This is a genomic window from Solitalea longa, from assembly GCF_002920915.1.
GTDB lineage: Bacteria > Bacteroidota > Bacteroidia > Sphingobacteriales > Sphingobacteriaceae > Solitalea > Solitalea longa.
On record NZ_PQVF01000001.1, the window covers coordinates 443,263 to 466,825 of the forward strand.

A 23,563-nucleotide genomic window follows, 5' to 3' on the forward strand; every position below is an offset into this window, starting at 1 on the left:
TAGAAGTACAAAGTATGAAATGGAAAAGACGAAGTGAGAAGTACGAAGTACAAAGTACAAAGGAGCCTCCGAATCTTAAATCTTCAATCCGAAATCCTACTTTGTACTTTTAAAATTTTACTTCCGACTTTGTACTTCTGACTTATCTTCTCATTGGTCCGCTGGCTAAATTAAATCCTCCGAAATTATAATTAATACCAAAACGGATTACCCGTGTAGTAGTTTGGTTTTTGCTCGTTTGAACAAAACTTGCCGAGGTGATACGTGCGGCATTGCGGGTATTAAACAAATCGTCGCCGCTGATAGTAAAGTTCAGCTTGCGTTTTAGGAAACTCTTTCTGATATCCATTCCGGCGGTAAAGTAGCCTTCGGTGTATCCTTGAATAAAAGCTTGAGGCCCAAAATAGCGGATATTTCCGCCCAAATTCCAGTTTTGAGGAAGGTTTAAGCGGGCATCCATATTGGAGTTAAAGGTCAAACGGTCGCGGTTAAACTGACTCTGCAATTTGTTTACGAAATTGTTTTTGTTAAAGCTGGCTCCTGCGTTCACATTCAGTTTTCCGGCAAACAACATAATACTGCCGTTCAATTCCAAACCATAAGCTCGGTTTTCGCTCAAATTGGCATAAGTGGTAAATGAGGTATCGCGTTCGCCAACAATGGTGTAGCTGGTGATCATATTGTCGGTTTGGCGATAATAAACCGAAGAGCTGATACTTCCCAAAGCGGTGAACCTATTATAACCAAGCTCAAAGGAGTTTCCACGAGATGGGTCCAGGTTTAAGTTACCGGTTTTAATATTCAACTGATCGGCAGTATTTATATACGGATTCAGTTGTTCCATGGAAGGACGGTTAACGCGGTTGCTGTAAGAAACACGCAAGCTTTGCACATCATCCATTTTAAACAACGTGCTGAAACTTGGATGCAGTGTTAAAAACGGTTTTGTAAACTCATGGTCACGCGAAATAAGGTCGGCATTCAGGTAATAATTCTCAAGGCGTAAACCTCCAACAAAAGTGAATTTTCCTATGGTATGGGTAAACTGTGTGTAAACCGAGTTGATCATATCGGTTTTATTGAAATCATTGGCTAATCTTATGTTTTCAACAAATCCATCTTCCGCTAAGGTATCAAGGTGATATCGATTTTGATCCAAACCAATGTCAGTGCTTAAACCGGCTTCAAAGCGGCTTTGGTTTTTATTGAACGGCCAGCTTAAATCGGCTTTAAAATTGATGGTTGAGCTATAGTTGTTAGTATAGGCTCGTTGAAGAGCGGTATCTATAAACGGAAATGAATTGAACTGATTATAGGCACTGTTATTGGCCATGTTGTTTCTCGAAAAATTCAGCTCCGTTTTAAATTCTTTCTGATTCTGAAAATCAAAGCCTCTCCTTCCGCCGCCGGGGCCACCAGATCCACCACCCATCATTGCAGGAAGATTGATGCCTGCTTTTTGAGCTGCAGCCATCATCGCGACAGGGTTTTGCATGGCGGTACGCATGGAATCGGCAAACTTTGGATCCTTTGCAGCTTTAAGCGCAATTGAATCACCCACTTTCATCATTCTGTCGAATCCTTGCTGTTGATTTTGTTGTAAAAAAACATGACGGTAGCCAACTCCTACCCGGTAGGTTAAGTTGTTGTTTGATGAATTGTTATCGCGGGTAAAGTTTTGGTAAGCTTCCTGATTGGCGTTCATCAGGCTACTGAACTGCGAATTGGTGTTGTTGTTACTGCTGCTGGTTAAGTTGAGGTTAAAGGTCATGCTGTTCGCACTGTTAAACCTCAGGGTATTATTTGAGAAAAAGTTATGATTCTGTGAATTGATGTTTCCGTTGCTGTTCTGATTTAAATAACTAACGTTGCCGTTTCTGTCATAATTCTCGCGATACAATTCACTGGCCGTACTGTTATTGTACGGACTGTAATTGTAATTGTTAAAGCTGGAAAATTTACGATTGAAGAAATTGTAGCCTAAACGCCCACTATAACGGTTACGGGTATTGGCGTTGGCGCCTACTGTAAAGCTGCTTCCTCGTAACCCTGAACGGTTTTTAGTTACGATGTTAATGATCCCTCCCGAGCCTTCAGCGCTGTATTTGGCCGATGGATTGGTGAGTACTTCTATTTTTTGAAGGGCACTCGCCGGGATCATGTCTAAAACCTTAGATAGCTCGGTAGGTTCACCATCGATCAACACCTTAATGTCGCTGCTTCCGCGAACAGTAATTTTTCCGTCGGCATCAACTTGTACAGATGGTATACGTTGCAGGGCTTCAACTGCTGTGGCGCCAGAATTTTGGAGGCTTTCTTCAACATTATAGGTTACGCCTTCGGTGCCTACCTGAAAAGGACTGCGTGGAGCAGTTACCGTTACTTCATTAAGCTTGTTCGATACCTGTTTCAACTTAAGATCTTCATAGTTAACTACAGGCTTCTCTGCCGAAAGAACAATATTGCTTAATGTAAGTGTTTCATAACCCACAAAACTGATCGTGATCTTATAGCTTCCGAAGGGAGTTTTCTGAAATAAAAACTCACCGTTTTCATTTGAATAAGTTCCTTTTGAGCCGGAAGTTTCGGTAGCTTTCAATAATGCAACGGTAACAAAATCTAATGGCTGTTGCGTTTTAGCATCAATCACTTTTCCGGTAATTTTTCCGGAAGTGGCCACTTTATTGCCGCTTTGTGCAAAGGAAAAGGTAGTTGTGCTTATAATAACTGCTAAAAGGACTCCCAGTGTCCTTTTCAAAAATGTCAGGTTAAAATTCACGTTATGTCGTCTAGATTAGTTTCAAAGATAGATGAAAATAAAACGCAGGGGTTTAACGTTGGTCTGCAACAATACGGTTACGGTCGACAAAAGAAGTACGAAGTACGATTTTAGAAGTACGAATTGAAAAAAACAAAGTACCAAGTGGAATTTTAGATTAGATTAATAGAAATACTAAGTACAAAGTTGGATTTCGGATTTTAAATTTAAAGATGACGGCACGTAAATCTAACTTCGTACTTTCTTTGTGGATTTTAGATTCTAGAAAGTACAAAATCCAAAGTACGATTTGGGATTTTAGATTTCGGAATACAGAACTGCCAATCTGAAATCCCACTTCTAAAATCGTAAATCTAAAATCGTACTTCTAACTTCTAACTTTGCTTATCTTTGCTGCCTTGATCTTGTACCTTGGTCTTTATGAGTGAGAAATTTACCGATTTGGGTGAGCAGTCTGAAGTTGAAGTGTTTGGCGCCCGTGTTCACAATCTTAAAAACATAGATGTTTCCTTTCCCCGCAACAAACTGGTAGTAATAACTGGTTTAAGTGGTAGCGGAAAATCGTCGTTGGCATTTGATACGATCTATGCTGAAGGACAGCGACGTTACATGGAAACATTCAGTGCCTACTCACGGCAGTTTATGGGAGGTATGGAACGGCCCGATGTGGATAAGGTTTCGGGTTTAAGTCCGGTGATCGCTATTGAACAAAAGACCACTTCAAAGAATCCCCGCTCAACCGTTGGTACCATAACCGAGATCTATGACTTTTTGCGATTGCTTTATGCACGTATAGCGGACGCTTACTCCTACAATACCGGTGAGCTGATGCAGAAAATGTCGGAAGAGCAGATAATCAACAGCATTATGGAGCAGTTTGATGGAAAGCCCATCAATATTTTGGCGCCTATTGTAAAAGGACGTAAAGGGCATTACCGCGAACTGTTTGAACAAATTCGTAAACAAGGTTATACCAAGGTGAGGGTTGATGGAGAGATACAAGATGTAGCTCCCAAAATGCAGCTCGACCGATACAAGATTCACGATATTGAGGTGGTTATCGACCGTGTGGAGGTTCGTGCTGATAACCGCAAACGCATAGTTGATTCGGTGGCATCTGCTATGAAACAAGCCAAAGGCATTATTAAAATTGCCGATAAGGAAGGGAATGTTTCGCACTTCTCTAAATTTTTGATGTGCCCAACAACAGGAATTTCCTATGACGAGCCTCAACCCAATACATTTTCATTCAACTCACCTTATGGCGCTTGTCCTAAGTGCAGCGGCTTGGGTTACATTTTAGAGATCGATGAACATTCGGTAATCCCTAATCCGAAGTTGAGTATTATGGAGGGTGGGTTGGCTCCTTTGGGCGAATACCGCGAAACATGGATGTTCCAGATTCTGAAAGCACTTTCGAAGAAATATGATTTCTCGCTGTCGGCACCTCTTGAAAAGCTTAAGCCTGAGATAAAAGAAATCATCTTAAACGGAGCCCCTGATATTATAACCGTTCCGGTAAAATATGGCAGCTACAATACGCAAAACTACCAGGTAACGTTCGACGGCTTGGTTAAAACATTGGAAGAGCAACAGGAGAATCGCAAGGAAGATGAAGACGGAGCCGACCTTGAAGGTTTCCGGACATTAAAGGTTTGTCCCGAATGCCATGGGGCCCGCTTGAAAAGAGAAGCATTGCATTTTAAAATTGCCGACAAGAATATTTTTGAGCTGAGCATCATGGACATTAACACGCTTAAAGCGTGGTTCGAGGATATTGAAAAGCAATTGAGCGAGCGTAAAAATGTAATTGCCAAAGAAATACTGAAGGAAATTCGGGCCCGTATCGGTTTTCTGCTTGATGTAGGTTTATCATACCTCACTTTAAATCGGACATCTCGTACCCTTTCAGGCGGTGAGGCACAACGTATCCGTTTAGCTACGCAAATCGGTTCACAACTGGTAAACGTGCTGTACATTTTAGATGAACCAAGTATTGGTTTGCACCAGCGCGACAATAACCGTTTGATAGAAGCCTTGAAGAGCTTGAGAGATGTGGGTAATACAGTTTTGGTGGTGGAGCATGATAAAGATATGATCTTGGAGTCGGATTATGTGATTGATATGGGGCCAGCAGCAGGTGTTCATGGAGGACAAGTGGTGGCACAAGGCGCCCCTGATCAGTTGCTGAGTTTCCATACCATTACCACCGATTATATCAATGGAATTAAAGGCATTGAAGTTCCCCAGAAAAGAAGGGAAGGAAACGGGCATGAACTAAAGCTGATGGGAGCCCATGGCAACAACCTGAAAAATGTTTCCGTGTCGTTTCCTTTGGGTAAGTTCATCTGCGTTACCGGTGTTTCGGGCAGTGGAAAATCCACCTTAATAACTGAGACTTTATACCCTATTCTTAATCAATACTTCTTCAACGCTAAGAAGAAACCTTTAGATTATAAAAAAATCGAGGGACTGGAGCATGTTGATAAAGTGATTGAGATCGATCAAACACCTATTGGCCGCACACCTCGTTCCAATCCATCAACCTATACCGGTGTATTTTCGGATATCCGTAATCTTTTTACACAGCTGCCGGAATCAAAGATACGGGGCTATAAACCCGGCCGTTTCTCGTTCAATGTAAAAGGTGGACGTTGTGAAACCTGCCAGGGTGCCGGAATGAAGGTGATTGAGATGAATTTTCTCCCTGATGTGATGGTGAACTGCGAGGAATGCAATGGTAGGCGTTATAACCGAGAAACACTGGAAGTGCGTTACAAAGGAAAATCGATCAGTGATGTGTTGGATATGAGTGTGGAAGATGCTGTGCCGTTCTTCGAAAATATTCCGGCTATCTACCGTAAAATAAAAACCCTGTTGGATGTAGGCTTGGGTTATATCACACTAGGGCAATCGTCGGTTACACTTTCGGGTGGAGAGGCACAACGTGTGAAACTAGCCACTGAACTTTCTAAAAAAGATACGGGTAAAACCTTTTACATTTTAGATGAACCTACTACCGGTTTGCATTTCGAAGACATCCGCATTTTATTAGGTGTTTTGAATCGACTGGTTGAAAAAGGCAATTCCGTATTAGTGATTGAGCATAATTTGGATGTGGTTAAAGTGGCAGATCACGTGATCGATCTTGGTCCTGAAGGAGGAAAAGGCGGTGGAACCATTGTGTTTGAAGGCACACCCGAGGGACTCACCAAATGCAAGAAAAGCTTTACCGGCGAGTTTTTGAAGAAAGAGATGAATGGGAAGGCATAGGTTTTTTGTTTCTTTTTGATTTCACAATTCGCATTTTCTCAACAAGCCAAAAAGTTACGATTAGAAGGAAGTCCATCGGATTATAGCAAGATTTAAGAGCCGAATTCCATCTGGCTTTTTAAAAATTAATTATATACAGTTGAAACCACTACTGCTTTTTTTACTCCTGACAGCAGGACTCCAAGTATTTGCGCAAAACCAGTCTGATACATTGTCGTTCAAAGATCGTTTACAACCAATTACTCAGGACAATATTTATAAAACCGATGGCTATTATAACTGGTGTCCCTCAATAATAAAAGGTAAGGATGGGAAATATCATTTGTTTTATTCGCGGTGGAAAAAAGAATTTAAGTTCTCGGGATGGCTAACACGGTCAGAAATTGCACATGCGATAGCTGATAATCCGGGAGGTCCTTACAAATTTGTTGGGACGGCTTTAACAGCAAGGGGAAAGGGACATTGGGATGCAATTAATATGCATAATCCTCGCATCCATTCCTTTAACGGAAAGTATTACATGTACTACATTTCCACCCATTTAGACAGCAATGATTATAATGAGGATACAATTGCGGCGACAAATGCAAAGCTGGCGTACAAAAGCCCTTACTGGATGCCTATTCGCAATAACCAGCGTGTAGGTGTAGCCGTAAGTAAATCATTAAATGGTCCCTGGAAACGTTTTAACAAACCTTTGCTCGAACCTTCGGGCCCCATCAATATACTTACGGTAAACCCAACGATTGCCAGAGGTGGTGATAGTAAATTTTATTTAATAGTAAAAGGAGACCGAAATCAGGCAGGCGGTCCCCGAAACCAGGCTTTAGCTATTGGCAATTCACCAACCGGGCCTTTTAAAATGCAGCCCAAGGCTGTAATCGATTATATGAACACTGAAGATATGGCCATGTGGTATGATGCAAAACGCAACTATTATTATTCAGTTTTTCACAATGATAATATTATTTATATGGTTAGCTCAGCTGATGGTATCAATTGGGACAAAGCAACAGAGTTTGAAATTTTACGCCCCGATCTACCGATGGCTGATGGCAGTCACTTTAAACCGCTCGAATTGCAACGGCCATTCATTTACGAAGAAAATGGAGAGCCACTGGTACTGGCTGTTGCAACAAGGGACGGCAACAACTCCTATTTATTCTTTATCCCCATCAAACAACATAAATAAAACCACGAATGCCTACACAAATAACCAAGGCAAGCTGTTTTTTACTCCTGTTCATATTAGCAGGCTCAATTAAAAACAGCTATGCACAAAAGCAACCTAACATTATTTTAGTGTTAACTGACGATATGGGGTACAGCGATCTTTCATGTTATGGAAATCCCTTAATAAAAACCCCTTTCCTCGATGCCATGGCCCGCAAAGGAGTGATGGCTACCAGTTTCATCACAACTTCGCCCACTTGCTCACCCTCAAGGGCCTCCTTGTTAACCGGCAGGTATTGCACCCGCAGCGGCGTTACGCATCCTCTAAGCCCGGGTGACAAAATAGCGTTGCCCGATGATGAAATTACCATAGCTGAAATGCTAAAAACCTCCGGCTATCGTACTGCATTAATCGGCAAGTGGCACTTGGGTGATTTTGGAAGTGCTTTGCCAAATAAACAAGGTTTCGATGAATTTTACGGAATGTTATACAGTCATGATTATCGCATGCCTTATGTAAAAACGGATACGGTGATCAAAATTTTCAGGAACACAACGCCTGAAATCCAGTCTCCGCATGATAGTGTTTTGATTAAAAATTATACAAGTGAATCCATTCGTTTTATCAAAAAAGCCAGCAAAGAACAAAAACCATTCTTTCTTTATCTGGCACATAATATGCCGCATTTGCCCATCGCCTTTGCTGCCCAAAAAAACACAGCTGCACATTCTGCAGGCGGTGAATTGGGTGATGTGATTGAAGAATTGGACCAAAGCCTTGCGGCTATCTGGAAATCGGTGGAAGCAGCCGGACAAGCCGGCAATACCATCTTTATCTTTACCAGCGACAACGGCCCTTGGATCAATGCTCCGCAACGAATGTACGATGATGGTGTTACCCGCCCTTATCATATTGGAACCGCAGGGATATTCAAAGGTTCAAAAGCAATTTCGTATGAAGGAGGGCACAGAGTTCCCTTTATTGTTTATTGGAAAGGGCATACCTTGCAAAATGAAATGATGACCCGTCCAATTGCCAATATTGACATCTTACCTACGCTGGCAACGTGGACAAAAACTAAATTACCTAACAGAATAATTGATGGAGAATCCCTTGCAGACTTATTAAACAATAAAAACTATAGCAAAAAGCATCAGCCCATTTACTATCATCAGTATGTGCTGGAAGGAGTAAGAGATGGCGATTGGAAACTTCGGGTAACTAAAAAAGATCAACAGGATCTTTATGAATTATTTAATCTCTCTTGGGATCCTTCTGAACGGGTTAATCTGTATAACGATGAAAAGTATGCTGTAACCCAAGCGCATTTGCTGAAACTATTTAAGAAGTATCCGGCGAATTGAAAACAAAACAAAAGGGAGCTCTAAAGCTCCCTTTGTTATGCTTACTAAAAACGGTTTTTGTATTAATTATTTACAGGATTTGCAGTCGTCTGGTTTTGCGTAACCAGACTTTTAACACTTGCATAATGTTGTTTCACATCCTGAAAAACAGCTAGCACCCGGTGCATTTTCTTCGGCATTATTTCGAATGGTACGATACAGGTTAGCACATTGCCATAATTATCGGCATCGAGCAGAACCTTAGTGTCAGCCAATTGGGCGGCAATTCCTTGCAAATGTTTTAAGCGAGTTTCAATTTGTGTGCGGGCAGGATAATCACGTTCAAACTCTTCACACTAGAGTTCGAAAACAATAGAAACCTATACCAAGATAATTAATAAGCACATTATATATATTAAAAGTTGTCATTCCTAAACTATTAATTATATTAGGCCCTGCCAATGGAATAACATGCACTCGGGTGCATGTAAAAACTAGTTAGCGGCAATTTCAATTATTCAATCTTTAATTACTTAAACCCTGTAAAAAATGGAAGACAAATTAAAACAACAGACGTCGTTAGGCGATGAAGCAGCAAGACAACTGGCCATTGCTACCCGTACCGTTCCACAAATGGGAACGATTTCACCCCGCTGGCTTACGAAATTTTTGAATTGGGTGCCTGTGGAATCAGGAGTGTATCGTCTTAACAAAGTCAAAGATGCTACAGGAATTGAAGTAGATTGCTCATCAAGAGATGAAAAAGTGCTTCCACAAACTTTTGTGGATTACATCGATAATCCTCGTGAGTACAACTTGGCAGCCGTTCAAACCATTGTTGGTGTTCACACACGTATCTCTGATTTGTATAGTAAGCCTTATAATCAGATAGCAGAACAAGTCAGATTGGCGGTAGAAACCATTAAGGAACGTCAAGAGAGTGAGTTAATCAATAATAAAGATTACGGCTTGCTGCACAGTGTTGCCCCATCACAAATTATCAAACCTCGATTAGGTCCGCCTACGCCTGATGATTTTGATGCTTTGATTGCCAAGGTTTGGAAAGAACCGGGTTTTTTCTTGCTTCACCCGGAGGCTATTGCTGCGTTTGGTCGTGAGTGTACTCGCAGAGGAGTGCCGCCTCCTACCGTTTCTCTGTTTGATTCACAATTTATTACTTGGAGAGGTATTCCGCTTATTCCTTCTGATAAATTACCTATTGAAAATGGGAAATCAAAAATCATTTTACTTCGTACAGGCGAAAGCCGTCAAGGGGTGGTGGGGCTTTTCCAGCCGAGCTTACAAGGCGAGTACTCACCTGGGCTATCAGTACGTTTTATGGGGATCAACGACCGTGCCATTGCTTCTTATTTGGTTTCACTCTATTGTTCATTGGCTGTATTGGTAGATGATGCCGTTGCAGTGCTTGAAGACGTTGATTTGACAAACTATTATGAATACAAATATTAATAATTTGCCCGAGTTCCTTGATGTAACTGATTTGCAAAACATTGCTAATCAGTTTTTCAAGGCTTTGCCCGAAAATTTCCCCAAAGAGTTTTCTCTTGATCCAACCAAGCACCCCAAAGCACAAGGTTTGGCAGAGCAAGTTTTAGAAAATATGGATACTTCGGTAATAACTATGCCGTTAGTAAATCCCTCTTTAGGCACGCATACACCACCTTCTTTGGGCGGATTGGGTGCTTCAAGTTCCGCAGTTTTACCAAATACAGGTTCGGGGACTGATGCAACAAGCCTCAACTTGCCACTTAGTACTAATCCGCTTTATACAAGTGGGGTACCTAATTCGTTGGCTGGAAGTGGGGCTTCGCCTTCTTATCTTTCACCAAGAAATAACTTTAATAGTGAAAAACCTGAAACAAGTTTTCAGGATGATAATGTTGGAGTTAGCAAGCAACAACTGCCTATTTCAGGTCATCAGCCTACGCACTTGCCTTATTTGGATTTTCAGTTGGATGAACTTGCAGACTTTTTGAACATAGACAATGTGCTTTCTCATATAAAAACGGTTGAAAACACACCTCAATTGCCTTCATTTCAAGAGTCTTCTAGTCCAAATGGGTTTTATTTTTTGGAAAATAGTGCTTATAATCAAAAGATAGAATACACTTCTTTTGGCAATTTGGGCGAGTTGGTCAGAAAGGACTTTCCTATCCTGAATGAGCAGGTAAACGGGAAACGTTTGGTTTGGTTTGACAATGCTGCTACTACGCAAAAACCACAGTTGGTCATAGACAGGCTTTCGTACTTTTATCAACACGAAAATTCTAACATTCACCGTGCTGCACACGAATTGGCAGGTCGTGCAACTGATGCTTATGAGTCTGCCCGTGAAAAGGTAAGGGCATTTTTGGGTGCAAAATCGGTGAACGAAATAATTTTTGTTCGCGGAGCAACCGAAGCCATCAACCTCGTAGCACAAAGTTGGGGCACTCAAAATCTGCAATCAGGAGATGAGATCATCGTGAGCCAACTTGAACACCACGCCAATATTGTTCCCTGGAAACGATTGGCAGACCAAAAAGGCTTGGTATTGAAGGTAATCCCTGTGAATAATGACGGTGAATTGCTTTTAGACGAGTATGCCAAACTACTTTCACCGAAAACCAAATTGGTTGCCGTAACGCAAGTTTCTAATGCTCTTGGTACGATTACACCCGTGCAACAAATTGTTGCAATGGCGCATGCTGCCGGTGCAAAAGCATTGGTTGATGGGGCACAGTCGGTTTCACACATGACCGTCAATGTTCAAGCCATAGGTGCAGACTTCTTTGTTTTTTCGGGTCATAAAGTATTCGGACCTACAGGTATTGGCGTGCTTTATGGCAAAGAAGAAATATTGAATGCAACCGAGCCTTGGCAAGGTGGCGGCAATATGATACAAGATGTTACTTTTGAACATATCAAATATCATAATGCACCCAATCGTTTTGAGGCTGGTACAGGTAATATTGCGGATGCCGTAGGTTTGGGGGCCGCTATTGATTATGTTACAAAGATAGGCATGGAAGTGATAGGGCAATACGAACATGGCTTGTTGGAGTATGCTACTAATCTTTTGCGGCCTATTGATGGCGTGAGGCTTATCGGAACAGCCAAACATAAGGCAAGTGTGCTTTCATTTACCCTAAAAGGTTATACTAATGATGAGGTAGGCAAGGCTCTGAATCAAGAAGGCATTGCCGTTCGTACAGGACACCATTGCGCCCAACCAATTTTGCGTAGGCTTGGTGTAGAAACAACCGTTCGTCCTTCTCTTGCATTTTATAACACTTGCGAAGATGTGGACAGGTTTATTGCCGTAATTCAACATTTGAGCAGACAAAAAAGATAAGAATTGTGATAGTTAGCGGATGTAACTTTACTGTAATTGTAGGGGAACTTCCGCTAACATTGCATTTGTGGCAATCTTTTGTGCTATTTATTGGCTTTTGAGCCTGAGTGACGTAAGTGCTTTCAAGCACTCGCTGCACAAATGCTTTTCCGTTAGCGGCCAATTTATATCCACTCTCTGCCGATAAAATCGGGAATAAAATTTTGACAAGACAACTTTGGAAAACCAGAAAAACATTTGGCTGCTGGCGCCGACTTTTGGAACTATACTTTTTGTTGTTCTGTACGTTGTTGCCACACTCTTTTATCCCGGCGGTTCACAGGTGGACAAAAGCTCAATTGGTTTTAGTTGGATAAATAATTATTGGTGCAACTTGTTGAACGAAAATGCAATTAACGGGCGACACAATCCAGCAAAGCCCATTGCGATGACAGGAATGTTTGTACTTTGTTTGACCCTTACAAACTTTTGGTTTCTATTTTCAAGACACATCAACATTGGGAAATCTATTAGACTTGTAATTCAAATTTCAGGGGCAATTGCAATGACAATTGCGTTCTTTTTGTTTACGAACATTAACCACGACATAGTAACTAACCTTGCATCAACCTTTGGATTTATTGCTACAGTCGGGACATTCATTGGACTTTATAAAACCAAGTGGTACGGACTTTTTGCATTTGGACTTTTAAACATCCTGCTTATTGGACTGAACAACTACCTTTATTACAACAACGGACTTATCATTTATTTACCCATAGTTCAGAAAATAAGTTTTGCGACTTTTTTGATTTGGGTTTGCAGCATTGACATAAATTTGTACCGCATGAAAACATTGACAGACACCACGCAAGTCAAAAAACGCAGCTAACAAAATGTATGATCAATGGCGGGGTTGAGTGAGTTTGTAGTTTGTTTTTTTAAAATTTGTTTGGTGTCGTTCGATAGTACGAGCTTCGAATTCTCACTTCAGGTGGACTTATCGCATTAATAACACATTGTGTCTACAATTACCTGAAATCAAAAAAAATCACTAATAAATAAAGAACCAAGGTGTTACGCTCTTAGTAAAATGGACCTGCTTTTAACACTTTCTTGTCCTCAGCACTGAGGACTTGCAACTTTGAAAATCGAACCAATTTAATATCTTGTATCACCGCTAACAATTAAGCGTGTTTTTCTTCGCATCTGTATCAAGCGAAAAACGTTTGTGTTAATTTATTAGGACAACTATATTTTTTAATAAATCAATTTTATGGATCTTATAACACCCAGCATTGGACTTGCTTTTTGGACTGTTTTAACTGTATTAACTCCATTAATTATTATTCCAATTATTGCTCTCTTTAACCTATTGAGAAAAACATTTAAAGACAGTACGACAAAGTTAATTTGGGTACTAGTAATTTTATTTGTCCCACTAATAGGATCAATCTTTTACTTTATTATTGGCAGAAAGCAAGCGTAAACCTTTACCCACTCATTCGAAATTGCAAAAAACAACGTACCCGCTGGCCGAAAAGCGCGGTGGACGTGCAGCTTTGAAAATCGAACCAATTTAATATCTTGTATCACAGCTAACAATTAGGCGTATTTTTCTTCGCATCTGAGTCAAGCGAAAAACGTTTGTGTCAATTTTACCGAACCAACTGCAAACTAATGAACTGACAAAATAGTTGAGTAAATAAATGAACTGCAAAAACTGTAACAACGAAGTAAATTTAAACTATTGTCCAAACTGTGGACAAGTGGTAAATCTAAAACGTATTAACGGACATTACCTGATTCACGAAATAGAACATGTATTGCATTTTGAGCGTGGGATTTTATATACCATTAAAGAACTGCTCACCAATCCAGGACAAAACGTAAGGAATTATCTGACCGAAAACAGGAGCAGACTTGTTAAACCAATAATTTTCATCATTGTTACTTCTCTTATTTATTCATTGAGCAGTAGTTTTTTTCACTTCGAAGATGGTTATGTAAGTTATTCAGAAAACAAAAAGTCTGCAACAAGTGCAATTTTTAAATGGGTTCAAGGGCACTATGGTTATGCAAACATAATTATGGGAGTTTTTATCGCATTATGGTCAAAGTTGTTTTTCAGAAAGTACGAATTCAACATCTTTGAAATCCTGATTCTTCTCTGCTTCGTAATGGGAATTGGAATGTTAATTTATTCCGTTTTCGGCATTGTTCAAGGTTTGACACACTTTAACATAATGCAATTTGCAGCAATCGTTGGCTTTGTTTACACCACTTGGGCAATTGGACAGTTTTATGAAAAGGGTAAAATTATCAATTATGTTAAAGCATTTTTTGCATACATTTTGGGAATGTTAACTTTTACATTGTCAGCAATTCTGTTGGGAATATTAATTGACTTAATAATAAAACATTAATTAGCCAAATCACCAAGCAGTAAAACACTAGCGTACCCTTATCTTAAATAATCTAAGAAAGTGCATATGATAAATATTCCACTAGTAATGAGCATAGCATCCGGCGCATCATTACTATTGGGTTTTCTGCTATTTAATTATCCTCAACATAATATTACTCCCAACAAATGGCTTGGATTTTTTATCCTTACCCTAGGATTAGCCATGATGGAAATATTTCTCGTGTCGCAAAATTTTCATCTATATCATCCAGCATATTTCGAAGTCATCGGTATCAGCCGGTTTTTAATAGCACCTACGTTATACCTGGCAATTCTTAATTTCACTTCGCTTAACAAATCTTTTAAATTCGTATTACTTTGGCACTTTGTTCCATTTATATTGGTTTTGTTATTCCGAGTTCCATTCTTTGTTTCCGGTCAGAATATTGATTTTCAATCACCAATACGTGAAATAGTGTTTTTTGTTCTTCAGCTTGCCTTGCCTTCTCAAGCTATACTATATTGGGTCCTTTCGTTTAGGCGTTTAAGACAGCATCAAAAAAACATTAATCTATTTTCTTCGGCAAATGAGAAAATCGACTTGCTTTGGCTACAATCATTTTTAATCATTCTGCTCATCGTTCTGATTGTATGGCTAAATCTCGTTTTTTTAAATATTCAGCCATTAAAGGAATTCACGCCACTAATTTATCTTATCTGTATTTTTTTTCTGGCTCATTTTTCATTAAAGCAAGGGGAAGTATTTGATTTTTCACCTGCAGACATCCGTAATCTATCGGAAATCATTGAAGTTAAAAACCCGATAGTAAAGCAAAGATTAACTACTGATCAAATCACAACTCTAAATGATAAATTAAACTATCTGATGACTGTAGATAGATTGTACCTGGAAAATGAACTAAGCTTGCCAGTCCTGTCTAAAAAGCTGGGCGCCTCCCCCAATGATACTTCGTATCTGATAAATGAAATTCATAAAGAAAACTTCTATAACTTCATTAACCGTTACCGTATTGAAGAAGCTAAGAATTTGTTATTGGACAGTCAATATCAAAAACTGAGTATTATTGGGATTGCCTACGAATGCGGTTTTAATTCCAAGGCAGCTTTTAATGCGGCATTTAAAAAGTATACAGGACAATCTCCTACAGAATATATCAAGTTAAGTCAGAATCGGGGAAGCTAGTCAGAAACTTGTTCGTCTGTATACAAATGACCTCTTGAAATCCGAATTTCAGTCAGCTTTGTCATCATTCACGTAAATAAAATTAAAATGATGACACTCCCCATTGCAAACAAAAACTCTGTATTTAAAAAATTAGCAAGTTGCCTGATCTGTGGCTTAACCCTTTCGGCTCTTATTTTACTTATTGGAAATGGTGGAAATATTCCCTGGTTTCCTGCTTCGGTCGTCTTTCCTTTGGTCGGAATAGTTTTGGTCGCTTCACTCTTTTTTCCGTTCATCTGGCAGTACTTAGAAAAACAGCAGAAAATAACCAGTGATGTAGTGTACGGAGTAATTTATTCAATTATTCGCTTCGCAATAGCAATAAATATTGCGGCTTTCGGCTGGAAAAAAGTATTCGGGCTTCAGTTTCTAGTTCCTGAAGAGCCAACCAACCAATGAGTCATCAATCAGGTGAATGGCTTACCTGGTTTTATTTCGGTTATTCGGAAGCGTTCGGGATGACGATCGCCATTGTGCAAATCCTCGGAGCATATTTACTCCTTTTCAGAAAATCCTTGTTATTTGGTTTATTGATCTTATTTGCATTGATGTTGAATATTACGTTGATTAATATTTTTTATCACATGAATGCTGGAGCTTTAATACAATCATTGATAACGACCATTGGTATTGCTTTTCTTCTAATTTTGGACTATGAACGAATTAAAAAACTTTTATTTAATTCTGTTCCTTCATGGTTGACATATACCACTTCAAGTAACAGAACAAAAAATGCTCTCCGTTTATTTGCCATTATTAGTTCAATCCTGTTCACTATTTATTTGAAATTTTTAATGGGTTGATATCCTGAATATTTTATACGTTTTTTTAAGCAGACCACTAACCCTCGATTATTGAAATCGAGGGTTTTCTGTGCCTTGGAATCGTCGTTTCATGAGCATTATTTATTTTCGGTAGAGTGAATTCTGTTCGCATTGACTGCGACTTCATTTATCGAACTAATGTTTGTGGATATTGTACAGATAGCAAGATTAACAAAATAACTCAGGCTCCTATGTAAAGCGGGCCAATCAATTGTATTTCCTTCCCGATCGAAATAAAGAATCCTGTTCATAGTTTTAAAAATCGCTATTGAAAAAATGGTAAATAATTGGTTTTATGTTAGTTATGTATAGCGTGGTTTCTGCTTTTAGAAAATATCAAAAATCTAACTCGTTGAAAAACAATTGTTTATAAATTGAGTCAAAGCATCCTATTTATTTTGTAAACTCATAGTTTTTTAAAACTTTTCATTTTTATTGAGATGTTAATGTTTTATTGCTATTTTGATAATAATTATTAAAAATGATTAATAAAGTTGCATGTAAATAAGAAATGTTCCTATATTTGTGTCAACAAAACAAAATAATGTAGGGTGGTGAAACTGGCAGACACACCTCCTTGTCTCGGTGGTAGAGAATAATGGGAAAGCCCAAGTAATTGGGAAATAACTACTCTTTGAAGGTTCGACTCCTTCCCCTACAGCACAGCAAGAATAGAAGCCCCTGACATGGGGCTTTTCTATTTAGTATTCTTCTCCTTTTACCTGCAATCCACAGAATTTCCCAAGGTTAATGTTTTGCCTAAATTTATAGCTTATGGATAAAGGCATTTATCTTCTCCTCACTCAGGTTACTGTGATCATTCACTTTGCATTTATTTTATTTGTTGTTGCAGGTGGCTTTTTTGCACATAAGAATCGTTGGATAAAAGTGATTCATATGGTTTCGGTTGCCTGGGCTATTTTCGCTGAGCTTTCTTATGGGGTAGTATGCCCACTTACCGCTATTGAAAACTACTTTGGCTATCATGCCGGTCTTTCCACCTATCAGGAAGATTTCATTACCCGACACCTGATCCCAATCATATACCAGGAAAATCTCAGCCCCTTTATTCAATATATTTTGGTAGGAATTGTTATTGGTATCAATCTAATTGCTTATAAAATCCGGTGGAAACAAAGTAAATTCAATAGTTAAAATTAACTGCCGAACTGGGGATGGATATTGAAATTTCTGTTTACACTCCGTCGGATTAATGTTTAACAAAACCAATATCATGAGTAAACAAACTTTTTTTTTTTAACTTAACCCACCACGGCCCACTTTCATGACTGACATGTCGGATGATGAACGGAAAATTATGCAATCGCACGTTGCTTATTGGTCTGACTTACTTAAACGTGCAACAGCAATTGTTTATGGGCCGGTGTTTGACCCGGAAGGTGGTTATGGTGTTGGAGTGGTATCTGTGGATAGTGAAGAACAATTAAAACAAATTATTGCTGCTGATCCAGCGAATGGATTAAATGAATATGAGTTCTATCCTATGAAAGCAGTGTTTAAAAAAGACGATACTCAATAAAATTGCTAACTTGTTGCAAGTAACAGCATAAAAATGGAACATAAAGCAATATCCATCCGGCCATTTATTGGCTCTAAAGATTTCGAACTTTCACGTAGTTTCTACCGCGATCTGGGTTTTGAAGAAGTGGTGTTAATGCCTAATATGTCATTGTTTAAAACTGATGGCATTGGGTTTTATCTTCAAAGTTACTACGTAAAAGATTGGGTTGATAATACAATGGTGTTTGTAGAGGTTGATGATGTAAATCGGCATTGGACGGAATCGCAGGCTTTAAATTTACCCTCAAAATATGAAAATGTGAGGCTGTCTGCAGTTCGCCATAATGATTGGGGAAGTGAATATTTTTTACATGATCCTTCGGGGATTCTTTGGCACTTTGGAGAGTTCAAAAAATAGGATTGGAATCTATACCTATCTAAATGCACGCAAATGATGTTCTTTCATGAACAATAGTTATCCGCTGAAAATACAATCAATTGCTCACTTGTTTGATGTTTTGCCTGAAAATGAACGACTAATTGTTGATATACTTAGGCAAATTATACACGAAACATTACCCAATAATTGTAAGGAGAAGATAGCATTCAATGTGCCTTATTATTATGGGAAAAAGGGGATTTGCATTGTTTGGCCTGCTCGTATACCTCGTGGAGGAATTAAAGAAGGAGTATTATTGGGTTTTTGGTACGGAAACAAATTAGCGGATACCGACAATTACCTAACCCATGGAACCAATAAGCAGATATTTTACAAGATTTATAAATCTCCCGAAGAAATCGATCAGGAAGCCATTGTAAAATTATTAAATGAGGCTATTCAACTCGATAACAGGTGGGGAATACGAAAATCTGGATCCAAATAGATCAGTACTGTCTTTCCGATGTTTATTCCCTGGTCCTGATGCCTTCCTTTAGTTTCAGTTCATCTTTAATTAAAATGTTTTTACCATCAAGCAGTAGCACCTCTTCTTTTACTAGTTCATTAAGCGTTTTAAATAAAGTTTCATAAGTGGTGCCGGCGTAGGAGGCTATATCCTGCCTTGATAATGCACCGTTAATAAACCCTTCATTATTAACACCAAACAAGCTTTTAATTTTCAGCAGCGCTTCTGCGATCCGGCTCTTTACATCCATGTGCACCATATTTCGCATGCTCAATTCAGCTTCCTGAAGTTCATGGGCATAGAACAGCATCATTTGATAAGTAAGTTCGTTGTTTACTTTTAAAGAGGTTTGAAAGAATATGGTATTAATGAAGCATACATTTACCGGTTCAATAGCAGTAGCCGAAACCGGGTATTGCTCATTACTTCCAATTGCCCGATGGCCCAAAACATCACCCTCAGAAGCAAATTTTATAATAAGCTCCTTATCACTTCCCCATTGTTTATGCACTTTAACTTTTCCGGAGTGTATAAAATAGAAGCCTGTTACCGCATCACCTTCTTTAAATATCGATTCCCCTTTCTTAAAATTTAAGAGTTGTGAGTTTGTCTCAATGGCGGTTTTCCATTCTGGTAAACTATGCTTGCAAAGAAAACAATTAACGTGTTGATTCATTAATTTCTAAGTGTTGTATATCTATTTTATTGCAATGGCAATGTTTAAATAGAATGGTGTTGTAAATAATTTATAAATAATATTGCCAAAACAATACTTTTGTAAAGTAGTAAATCCTTTTAATTTTCATGGAAAGAATTATTCCCATCGCCCCCTCGCTTAGTTTAGATGACAATATCGCGGTTTCAACAACTAATCCAATTGTAAACAAACGGCTTTTTTACTTAAGCATGCAGGTTATTGCCAATGCAATTATTATTGGCGTTGTGGCAAAAATATTAGTTGCGCTTATTAATCTCTTTACTAATCTATCTTTTTATGGAACATTTTCTTTTCATGAAAGCAGTCCGGCTGCAAATAGTTTGGGTTTGTTTGTCATTATTATTCCCTGTATTGGAGGCTTGGTGGTAGGATTAATGGCTCGTTGGGGCTCTCCGGCGATCCGTGGTCATGGAATTCCTGAGGCTATGGAACAGGTGCTTACCAATGAAAGTAAGATCAAACCGATCATCACCTTGCTAAAGCCCTTATCCGCTGCAATTTCAATTGGAACAGGAGGTCCCTTTGGTGCCGAAGGGCCGATCATCTCAACAGGTGGTGCTTTTGGTTCCTTCGTTGGACAAATTATGCACATTACGCCTAACGAACGAAAGATCGTATTAACAGCCGGGGCCACTGCCGGTATGGCCGCTATTTTCGGAACACCAATAGCTGCGGTATTACTCGCTATAGAATTGCTGCTTTTTGAGTTTTCTCCCCGTTCAATCATTCCGGTGGCTTTGGCCTGCGCAACAGGGGCTGCCATGCATCTATTGCTGTTTGGTAAGGAGGCTGTATTTGCTATGCCCAATATTCCAGAACCCGGATCAATGGCTTTGGTTTGGTATGTATTATTAGGAGCGATAATTGGTGTTGTGTCAGCTGGGATTTCTAAAAGCATTTACTTAATTGAAGACCTGTTTGAAAAACTGCCTATTCACTGGTTGTGGTGGCCGGCAATAGGGGCAATTGCGGTTGGTGTTACAGGGTATTTTGCACCATACACTTTAGGGGTGGGTTATAGCAATATATCGCACTTGCTGAGTGGCAATCTTCCTCTGAAATTGGTGCTGGGATTATGCTTTTTGAAATTTATTTCCTGGTCCATATCATTGGGGAGCGGAACCTCTGGTGGAACATTGGCGCCTCTGTTAACCATTGGCGGAGCAACCGGTATTTTATTGGGCCTAATTGTTCAAAAGCTATTTCCGCAAAGCGAGATCAACCTGCCAACCTGTGCTTTAATTGGCATGGCGTCTATGTTTGCAGGAGCGGCGAGAGCTTTGCTAACCTCCATCGTATTTGCTTTTGAAACCACCATGCAGCCTCATGGCTTGCTTCCTTTGCTGGGTGCCTGTACAGCCGCTTATTTTGTTTCGTTTTTTATGATGAAGACCAGTATCATGACCGAGAAAATACAGCGAAGAGGTGTGCATACGCCTAATGCTTATGAGCCTGATATTTTACAAGGGTTGCTGGTTAAAAATGTGATGGCGGCAAAGGTGAATACAATTAAGCTGAGTGCAACAATAGCCGAATTAAATGCCTGGGTTCTAGGAGTAAATTATAAGTATTCTGAAATAATTGTAGTTGATCAGGATGATAGGTTTGCCGGAATTTTAACATTGCCAACAATTCATAAACATTCTTTAAAAGACAATGATCAGATCCATGAATTGGTACGAAATCATTCTCATTTTGTACTTGAGGCATCTAGTCTTTCAAAGGCGATTGCATGTCTGGACAAGCAAGGTTCACAAATTCTTCCTGTGCTAAATCACCAACGTGAGGTGGTAAGTTTCATAACCTCCACTTCTATATTATCCTACTATAATAATCATCGCTCTAAAAACGAGCAATATCAACGAACTATTTCCTTAAAAAGGAAAAGCTTTAATATGTATTTGAAGGGGAAAAAGATGTTTAACTGATTGGTTTTAGTTTGATGAATAAGGTTTCAAGGATACATTCTGTGCTGTTTCCTTGTTAGATGATTGCTGATAATAATAAGCTGAAATACTGGCGTAATTGTATTTCTTTCCAAAACCGGTAATGGAGGTTGAAAAGTAAGATTGCTGCTGTTTTTGCCTGATGTACTTTTCGGTTTGACGGTATCCGCAATTATAGGCGGTGGCATAAAATCGCAGCTTTTCATCCTCCGAAGCCCATTTTGTCGATTTAAATTTTTGTTCGCAAACCTGGTAAAATGCCGCCAAATACAAAACTTGTTTTTGGAGTGATTCAAGGCTTTTTATAACAGTTCTTCGTTGAGTCTCTTCGTCCAATGTTTTATTTATCAATAATGATCGAAAAGTTTTACTCAGTTTATGCGTTTCAATATCGGTTAAAAGTTGTTCTGCAAATGATGGCTTCATCTGAAAACGACCTATCGAAAAGTCGGCGTAATCTTTACCAAAGGAAACGTAGAGGATTTTTAATCCTCCAGTCTCCATTTGATCCCTTAAAACAGAGAAACGAACCAACTCAGGGAAAATAATAGCTTGGGCAAAAGTTGCTGGTACATGATAATTGCGTAGTGAATCTGCGATCCACGCATTCTTATTCAAAAAATCTTTAGCCTGCTCGTAATCCGCCCCGAATTCGTCGCTGTAATTACTGATTTGCTGGGCCCTGCCATTCAGAGCAAGGCCGACGCAAATCACCATCATTATGAAAATTTTAAAGTGTTTTTGCATAACGGGTAATCGATAAGCTGCCTTTTGAAACCGCGATCCATCTTAAAACTGTTTTTCCGTTTTGAGTGCTGGAGCTTATGCTAAAGCCGTCGGTTACCTTGTTTCCGTCGCTAAAAACAAGCTTGTTGTCTAAAAGTGCTGCCCAGGCCGTGCCATCTTTATTTAGCCATATGTCTCTCCAGTCAGTGCCAACAGACAGATCATTTTCTACTTTCAACACTTTGCCGTTTAAATAAATAGCCTTCCCATTTGATGCCAGCAGATGACCATTATCGGCAAACCAAACACTGGTCAACGGTGGTTCGGTCACCTGTTTAATTCCGCTAAGTGTAGCCAGCACGGTTTTCATTCCGCTGCCATTGGAGTAATCTATAGCAGAAAGGTCCTGGCCCCAAAAGGCAGCATCGGTGAAAGTTGCATTTACGATCATTTGTCCAATTACCTGGCCTTTAGCGGCCACTTCCACTTTTTTGCCGTCCTGGTTGATCAAAAACTTTTGTTTATTGTTATCATCAATTTCAATGGCAACAAGGGCAATGTATTTTGTTTTCTCCGGATTTACTTTCATGGCTTCAAGGGTAGAAAATGAAATCGATTTTTTACCATTAAACAGAATGTAATCCTTGTCCGCATCTGATTTTATGTAGTTCTTATAAACGTTTAGCATCTCATTAGGGTCAGTTGAATAGGCTTCCTTGGTGTTTCGTTCAGCTTCCTTCCAAAAGCCCAGGGGTACGTCTTTAGAAGAATAAGGGCCCGTTTTTATACCATTTTGAACCACAAAGCGTTTGCCGTTCCGGTTAACAATTACAAGGCCTGAGAGCTTATTGGCTGAGTTTATCATCATGAAGGACTCGCGGTAGTCGATGTGTTCGTCTTCTTCCAGTTTATAGATCTCTTCTTTTTCTACATCACTTAAGCGGTCGCTGCTTGATTCATTTCCAGAAGATCCCGTTGGACCCGAACCCGAGCCTGCGTTGCCGGTAACCGTAGTGTTATCTCCCAAAACGGCTTTATTAATTTGCTGGTTAGCTTTGTTCTTTAGCTTGCTAAGCAATTGAGCCTCCGAAGGTACTGCCCAATGTAATAACAGTGTGCAGAGCGTAATTTGATAGATCGTTTTCATAATTGCTGTTTGTTTTGTTCGTTCGTTTTTGCTTTAAGGAAAATTATAAAGCGTTGATCCAAAGGTACTGGGAGCTATGGGGCTATTTTTCTGCATAACTACTGATTTGTGTTTCTTAGTAGAAGTACGTAATTGCGGCAGGGATACTAAAAATGGAGGGGGAATGCTGAAATTCTTTTGATTGGGTAAAAGCGAAGTTTTAGGGCAGGAAGCTTGATTA

Annotated in this window: 21 protein-coding genes and 1 tRNA gene; 17 read left to right on the forward strand and 5 right to left on the reverse strand. The window is 39.4% G+C overall.

Annotated elements, in window-relative coordinates; genetic code table 11:
* Nucleotides 1-142 precede the first annotated feature (142 nt).
* Nucleotides 143-2,758, reverse strand: a complete 2,616-nt coding sequence (locus C3K47_RS02010; RefSeq protein ID WP_165784607.1) for a TonB-dependent receptor domain-containing protein — start codon at nucleotides 2,756-2,758, stop codon at nucleotides 143-145.
* A gap of 441 nt (nucleotides 2,759-3,199) precedes the next feature.
* On the opposite strand from C3K47_RS02010, the gene uvrA reads away from it, so the two are divergent.
* The 3 genes from uvrA (at nucleotide 3,200) to C3K47_RS02025 (ending at nucleotide 8,590) form a co-directional block, all read left to right on the forward strand.
* The gene (gene uvrA, locus C3K47_RS02015) at nucleotides 3,200-6,052 is read left to right on the forward strand and encodes an excinuclease ABC subunit UvrA (RefSeq protein WP_103787397.1); all 2,853 of its coding nucleotides are present in this window, start codon (nucleotides 3,200-3,202) and stop codon (nucleotides 6,050-6,052) included.
* 139 nt (nucleotides 6,053-6,191) lie between these two features.
* Entirely contained in the window at nucleotides 6,192-7,244 is a 1,053-nt protein-coding gene (locus tag C3K47_RS02020; RefSeq protein ID WP_103787398.1) for a glycoside hydrolase family protein, read from the forward strand.
* Between the two features lie 8 nt (nucleotides 7,245-7,252).
* Nucleotides 7,253-8,590 carry a sulfatase-like hydrolase/transferase gene (locus C3K47_RS02025; RefSeq protein ID WP_103787399.1) on the forward strand — a complete coding sequence of 446 codons (1,338 nt, stop codon included), beginning with the start codon at nucleotides 7,253-7,255 and terminating at the stop codon, nucleotides 8,588-8,590.
* Between the two features lie 62 nt (nucleotides 8,591-8,652).
* On the opposite strand, the gene C3K47_RS02030 is transcribed toward C3K47_RS02025, so the two are convergent.
* Nucleotides 8,653-8,865 carry a hypothetical protein gene (locus C3K47_RS02030; RefSeq protein ID WP_103787400.1) on the reverse strand — a complete coding sequence of 71 codons (213 nt, stop codon included), beginning with the start codon at nucleotides 8,863-8,865 and terminating at the stop codon, nucleotides 8,653-8,655.
* A gap of 253 nt (nucleotides 8,866-9,118) precedes the next feature.
* On the opposite strand from C3K47_RS02030, the gene C3K47_RS02035 reads away from it, so the two are divergent.
* The 13 genes from C3K47_RS02035 (at nucleotide 9,119) to C3K47_RS02090 (ending at nucleotide 18,785) form a co-directional block, all read left to right on the forward strand.
* Nucleotides 9,119-10,039, forward strand: coding sequence for a family 2A encapsulin nanocompartment shell protein (locus tag C3K47_RS02035; RefSeq protein ID WP_103787401.1), 921 nt, complete (start codon nucleotides 9,119-9,121; stop codon nucleotides 10,037-10,039).
* Nucleotides 10,023-11,924, forward strand: coding sequence for a family 2A encapsulin nanocompartment cargo protein cysteine desulfurase (locus C3K47_RS02040; protein ID WP_103787402.1), 1,902 nt, complete (start codon nucleotides 10,023-10,025; stop codon nucleotides 11,922-11,924). Before C3K47_RS02035 ends, C3K47_RS02040 begins: the two co-directional genes overlap by 17 nt.
* A 217-nt stretch (nucleotides 11,925-12,141) precedes the next feature.
* Nucleotides 12,142-12,795: a hypothetical protein gene (locus C3K47_RS02045; protein ID WP_103787403.1), complete on the forward strand. Its 654-nt coding sequence runs from the start codon at nucleotides 12,142-12,144 to the stop codon at nucleotides 12,793-12,795.
* Nucleotides 12,796-13,179: 384 nt separating this feature from the next.
* Complete coding sequence (locus C3K47_RS19845) at nucleotides 13,180-13,392, forward strand: PLDc N-terminal domain-containing protein (protein WP_103787404.1); 213 nt, start codon at nucleotides 13,180-13,182, stop codon at nucleotides 13,390-13,392.
* Between the two features lie 220 nt (nucleotides 13,393-13,612).
* Nucleotides 13,613-14,329 (forward strand): DUF3667 domain-containing protein, encoded by a 717-nt coding sequence (locus tag C3K47_RS02055; RefSeq protein WP_103787405.1) that lies wholly within the window; start codon nucleotides 13,613-13,615, stop codon nucleotides 14,327-14,329.
* 456 nt (nucleotides 14,330-14,785) lie between these two features.
* Nucleotides 14,786-15,514 carry a helix-turn-helix domain-containing protein gene (locus tag C3K47_RS02060; protein WP_165784608.1) on the forward strand — a complete coding sequence of 243 codons (729 nt, stop codon included), beginning with the start codon at nucleotides 14,786-14,788 and terminating at the stop codon, nucleotides 15,512-15,514.
* Between the two features lie 87 nt (nucleotides 15,515-15,601).
* Nucleotides 15,602-15,955, forward strand: a complete 354-nt coding sequence (locus tag C3K47_RS02065; protein WP_133159312.1) for a hypothetical protein — start codon at nucleotides 15,602-15,604, stop codon at nucleotides 15,953-15,955.
* Nucleotides 15,952-16,359: a hypothetical protein gene (locus C3K47_RS02070; RefSeq protein WP_103787408.1), complete on the forward strand. Its 408-nt coding sequence runs from the start codon at nucleotides 15,952-15,954 to the stop codon at nucleotides 16,357-16,359. Before C3K47_RS02065 ends, C3K47_RS02070 begins: the two co-directional genes overlap by 4 nt.
* A gap of 566 nt (nucleotides 16,360-16,925) precedes the next feature.
* A tRNA-Asp gene (locus tag C3K47_RS19430) sits at nucleotides 16,926-17,041 on the forward strand.
* A gap of 113 nt (nucleotides 17,042-17,154) precedes the next feature.
* A complete protein-coding gene (locus tag C3K47_RS02075) occupies nucleotides 17,155-17,535 on the forward strand; it encodes a DUF2784 domain-containing protein (RefSeq protein ID WP_103787409.1) in 381 nt (126 codons plus the stop codon).
* A 139-nt stretch (nucleotides 17,536-17,674) separates the two neighbouring features.
* Nucleotides 17,675-17,920, forward strand: coding sequence for a YciI family protein (locus C3K47_RS02080; RefSeq protein ID WP_262508169.1), 246 nt, complete (start codon nucleotides 17,675-17,677; stop codon nucleotides 17,918-17,920).
* Between the two features lie 33 nt (nucleotides 17,921-17,953).
* Nucleotides 17,954-18,319 (forward strand): VOC family protein, encoded by a 366-nt coding sequence (locus tag C3K47_RS02085; RefSeq protein ID WP_103787411.1) that lies wholly within the window; start codon nucleotides 17,954-17,956, stop codon nucleotides 18,317-18,319.
* Between the two features lie 46 nt (nucleotides 18,320-18,365).
* A complete protein-coding gene (locus tag C3K47_RS02090) occupies nucleotides 18,366-18,785 on the forward strand; it encodes a DUF1801 domain-containing protein (RefSeq protein ID WP_103787412.1) in 420 nt (139 codons plus the stop codon).
* Between the two features lie 22 nt (nucleotides 18,786-18,807).
* On the opposite strand, the gene C3K47_RS02095 is transcribed toward C3K47_RS02090, so the two are convergent.
* Entirely contained in the window at nucleotides 18,808-19,482 is a 675-nt protein-coding gene (locus C3K47_RS02095; RefSeq protein WP_103787413.1) for a Crp/Fnr family transcriptional regulator, read from the reverse strand.
* Nucleotides 19,483-19,610: 128 nt separating this feature from the next.
* On the opposite strand from C3K47_RS02095, the gene C3K47_RS02100 reads away from it, so the two are divergent.
* Nucleotides 19,611-21,452, forward strand: coding sequence for a chloride channel protein (locus tag C3K47_RS02100; RefSeq protein WP_103787414.1), 1,842 nt, complete (start codon nucleotides 19,611-19,613; stop codon nucleotides 21,450-21,452).
* Between the two features lie 6 nt (nucleotides 21,453-21,458).
* Here C3K47_RS02100 and C3K47_RS02105 read toward each other — a convergent pair whose 3' ends face one another.
* Both C3K47_RS02105 and C3K47_RS02110 read right to left on the reverse strand, forming a co-directional pair.
* The gene (locus C3K47_RS02105; protein WP_103787415.1) at nucleotides 21,459-22,217 is read right to left on the reverse strand and encodes a hypothetical protein; all 759 of its coding nucleotides are present in this window, start codon (nucleotides 22,215-22,217) and stop codon (nucleotides 21,459-21,461) included.
* Nucleotides 22,201-23,343, reverse strand: a complete 1,143-nt coding sequence (locus tag C3K47_RS02110; protein WP_103787416.1) for a hypothetical protein — start codon at nucleotides 23,341-23,343, stop codon at nucleotides 22,201-22,203. Before C3K47_RS02110 ends, C3K47_RS02105 begins: the two co-directional genes overlap by 17 nt.
* Between the last annotated feature and the right edge of the window lie 220 nt (nucleotides 23,344-23,563).

Coding starts and splice junctions, on each gene's coding strand:
- uvrA (WP_103787397.1), top strand. CDS start 3,200: ATGAGTGAGAAATTTACCGATTTGGGTGAGCAGTCTGAAGTTGAAGTG.
- C3K47_RS02025 (WP_103787399.1), top strand. CDS start 7,253: ATGCCTACACAAATAACCAAGGCAAGCTGTTTTTTACTCCTGTTCATA.
- C3K47_RS02035 (WP_103787401.1), top strand. CDS start 9,119: ATGGAAGACAAATTAAAACAACAGACGTCGTTAGGCGATGAAGCAGCA.
- C3K47_RS02040 (WP_103787402.1), top strand. CDS start 10,023: ATGAATACAAATATTAATAATTTGCCCGAGTTCCTTGATGTAACTGAT.
- C3K47_RS19845 (WP_103787404.1), top strand. CDS start 13,180: ATGGATCTTATAACACCCAGCATTGGACTTGCTTTTTGGACTGTTTTA.
- C3K47_RS02055 (WP_103787405.1), top strand. CDS start 13,613: ATGAACTGCAAAAACTGTAACAACGAAGTAAATTTAAACTATTGTCCA.
- C3K47_RS02065 (WP_133159312.1), top strand. CDS start 15,602: ATGATGACACTCCCCATTGCAAACAAAAACTCTGTATTTAAAAAATTA.
- C3K47_RS02070 (WP_103787408.1), top strand. CDS start 15,952: ATGAGTCATCAATCAGGTGAATGGCTTACCTGGTTTTATTTCGGTTAT.
- C3K47_RS02075 (WP_103787409.1), top strand. CDS start 17,155: ATGGATAAAGGCATTTATCTTCTCCTCACTCAGGTTACTGTGATCATT.
- C3K47_RS02080 (WP_262508169.1), top strand. CDS start 17,675: ATGTCGGATGATGAACGGAAAATTATGCAATCGCACGTTGCTTATTGG.
- C3K47_RS02085 (WP_103787411.1), top strand. CDS start 17,954: ATGGAACATAAAGCAATATCCATCCGGCCATTTATTGGCTCTAAAGAT.
- C3K47_RS02090 (WP_103787412.1), top strand. CDS start 18,366: ATGAACAATAGTTATCCGCTGAAAATACAATCAATTGCTCACTTGTTT.
- C3K47_RS02095 (WP_103787413.1), bottom strand. CDS start 19,482: ATGAATCAACACGTTAATTGTTTTCTTTGCAAGCATAGTTTACCAGAA.
- C3K47_RS02100 (WP_103787414.1), top strand. CDS start 19,611: ATGGAAAGAATTATTCCCATCGCCCCCTCGCTTAGTTTAGATGACAAT.
- C3K47_RS02105 (WP_103787415.1), bottom strand. CDS start 22,217: ATGCAAAAACACTTTAAAATTTTCATAATGATGGTGATTTGCGTCGGC.
- C3K47_RS02110 (WP_103787416.1), bottom strand. CDS start 23,343: ATGAAAACGATCTATCAAATTACGCTCTGCACACTGTTATTACATTGG.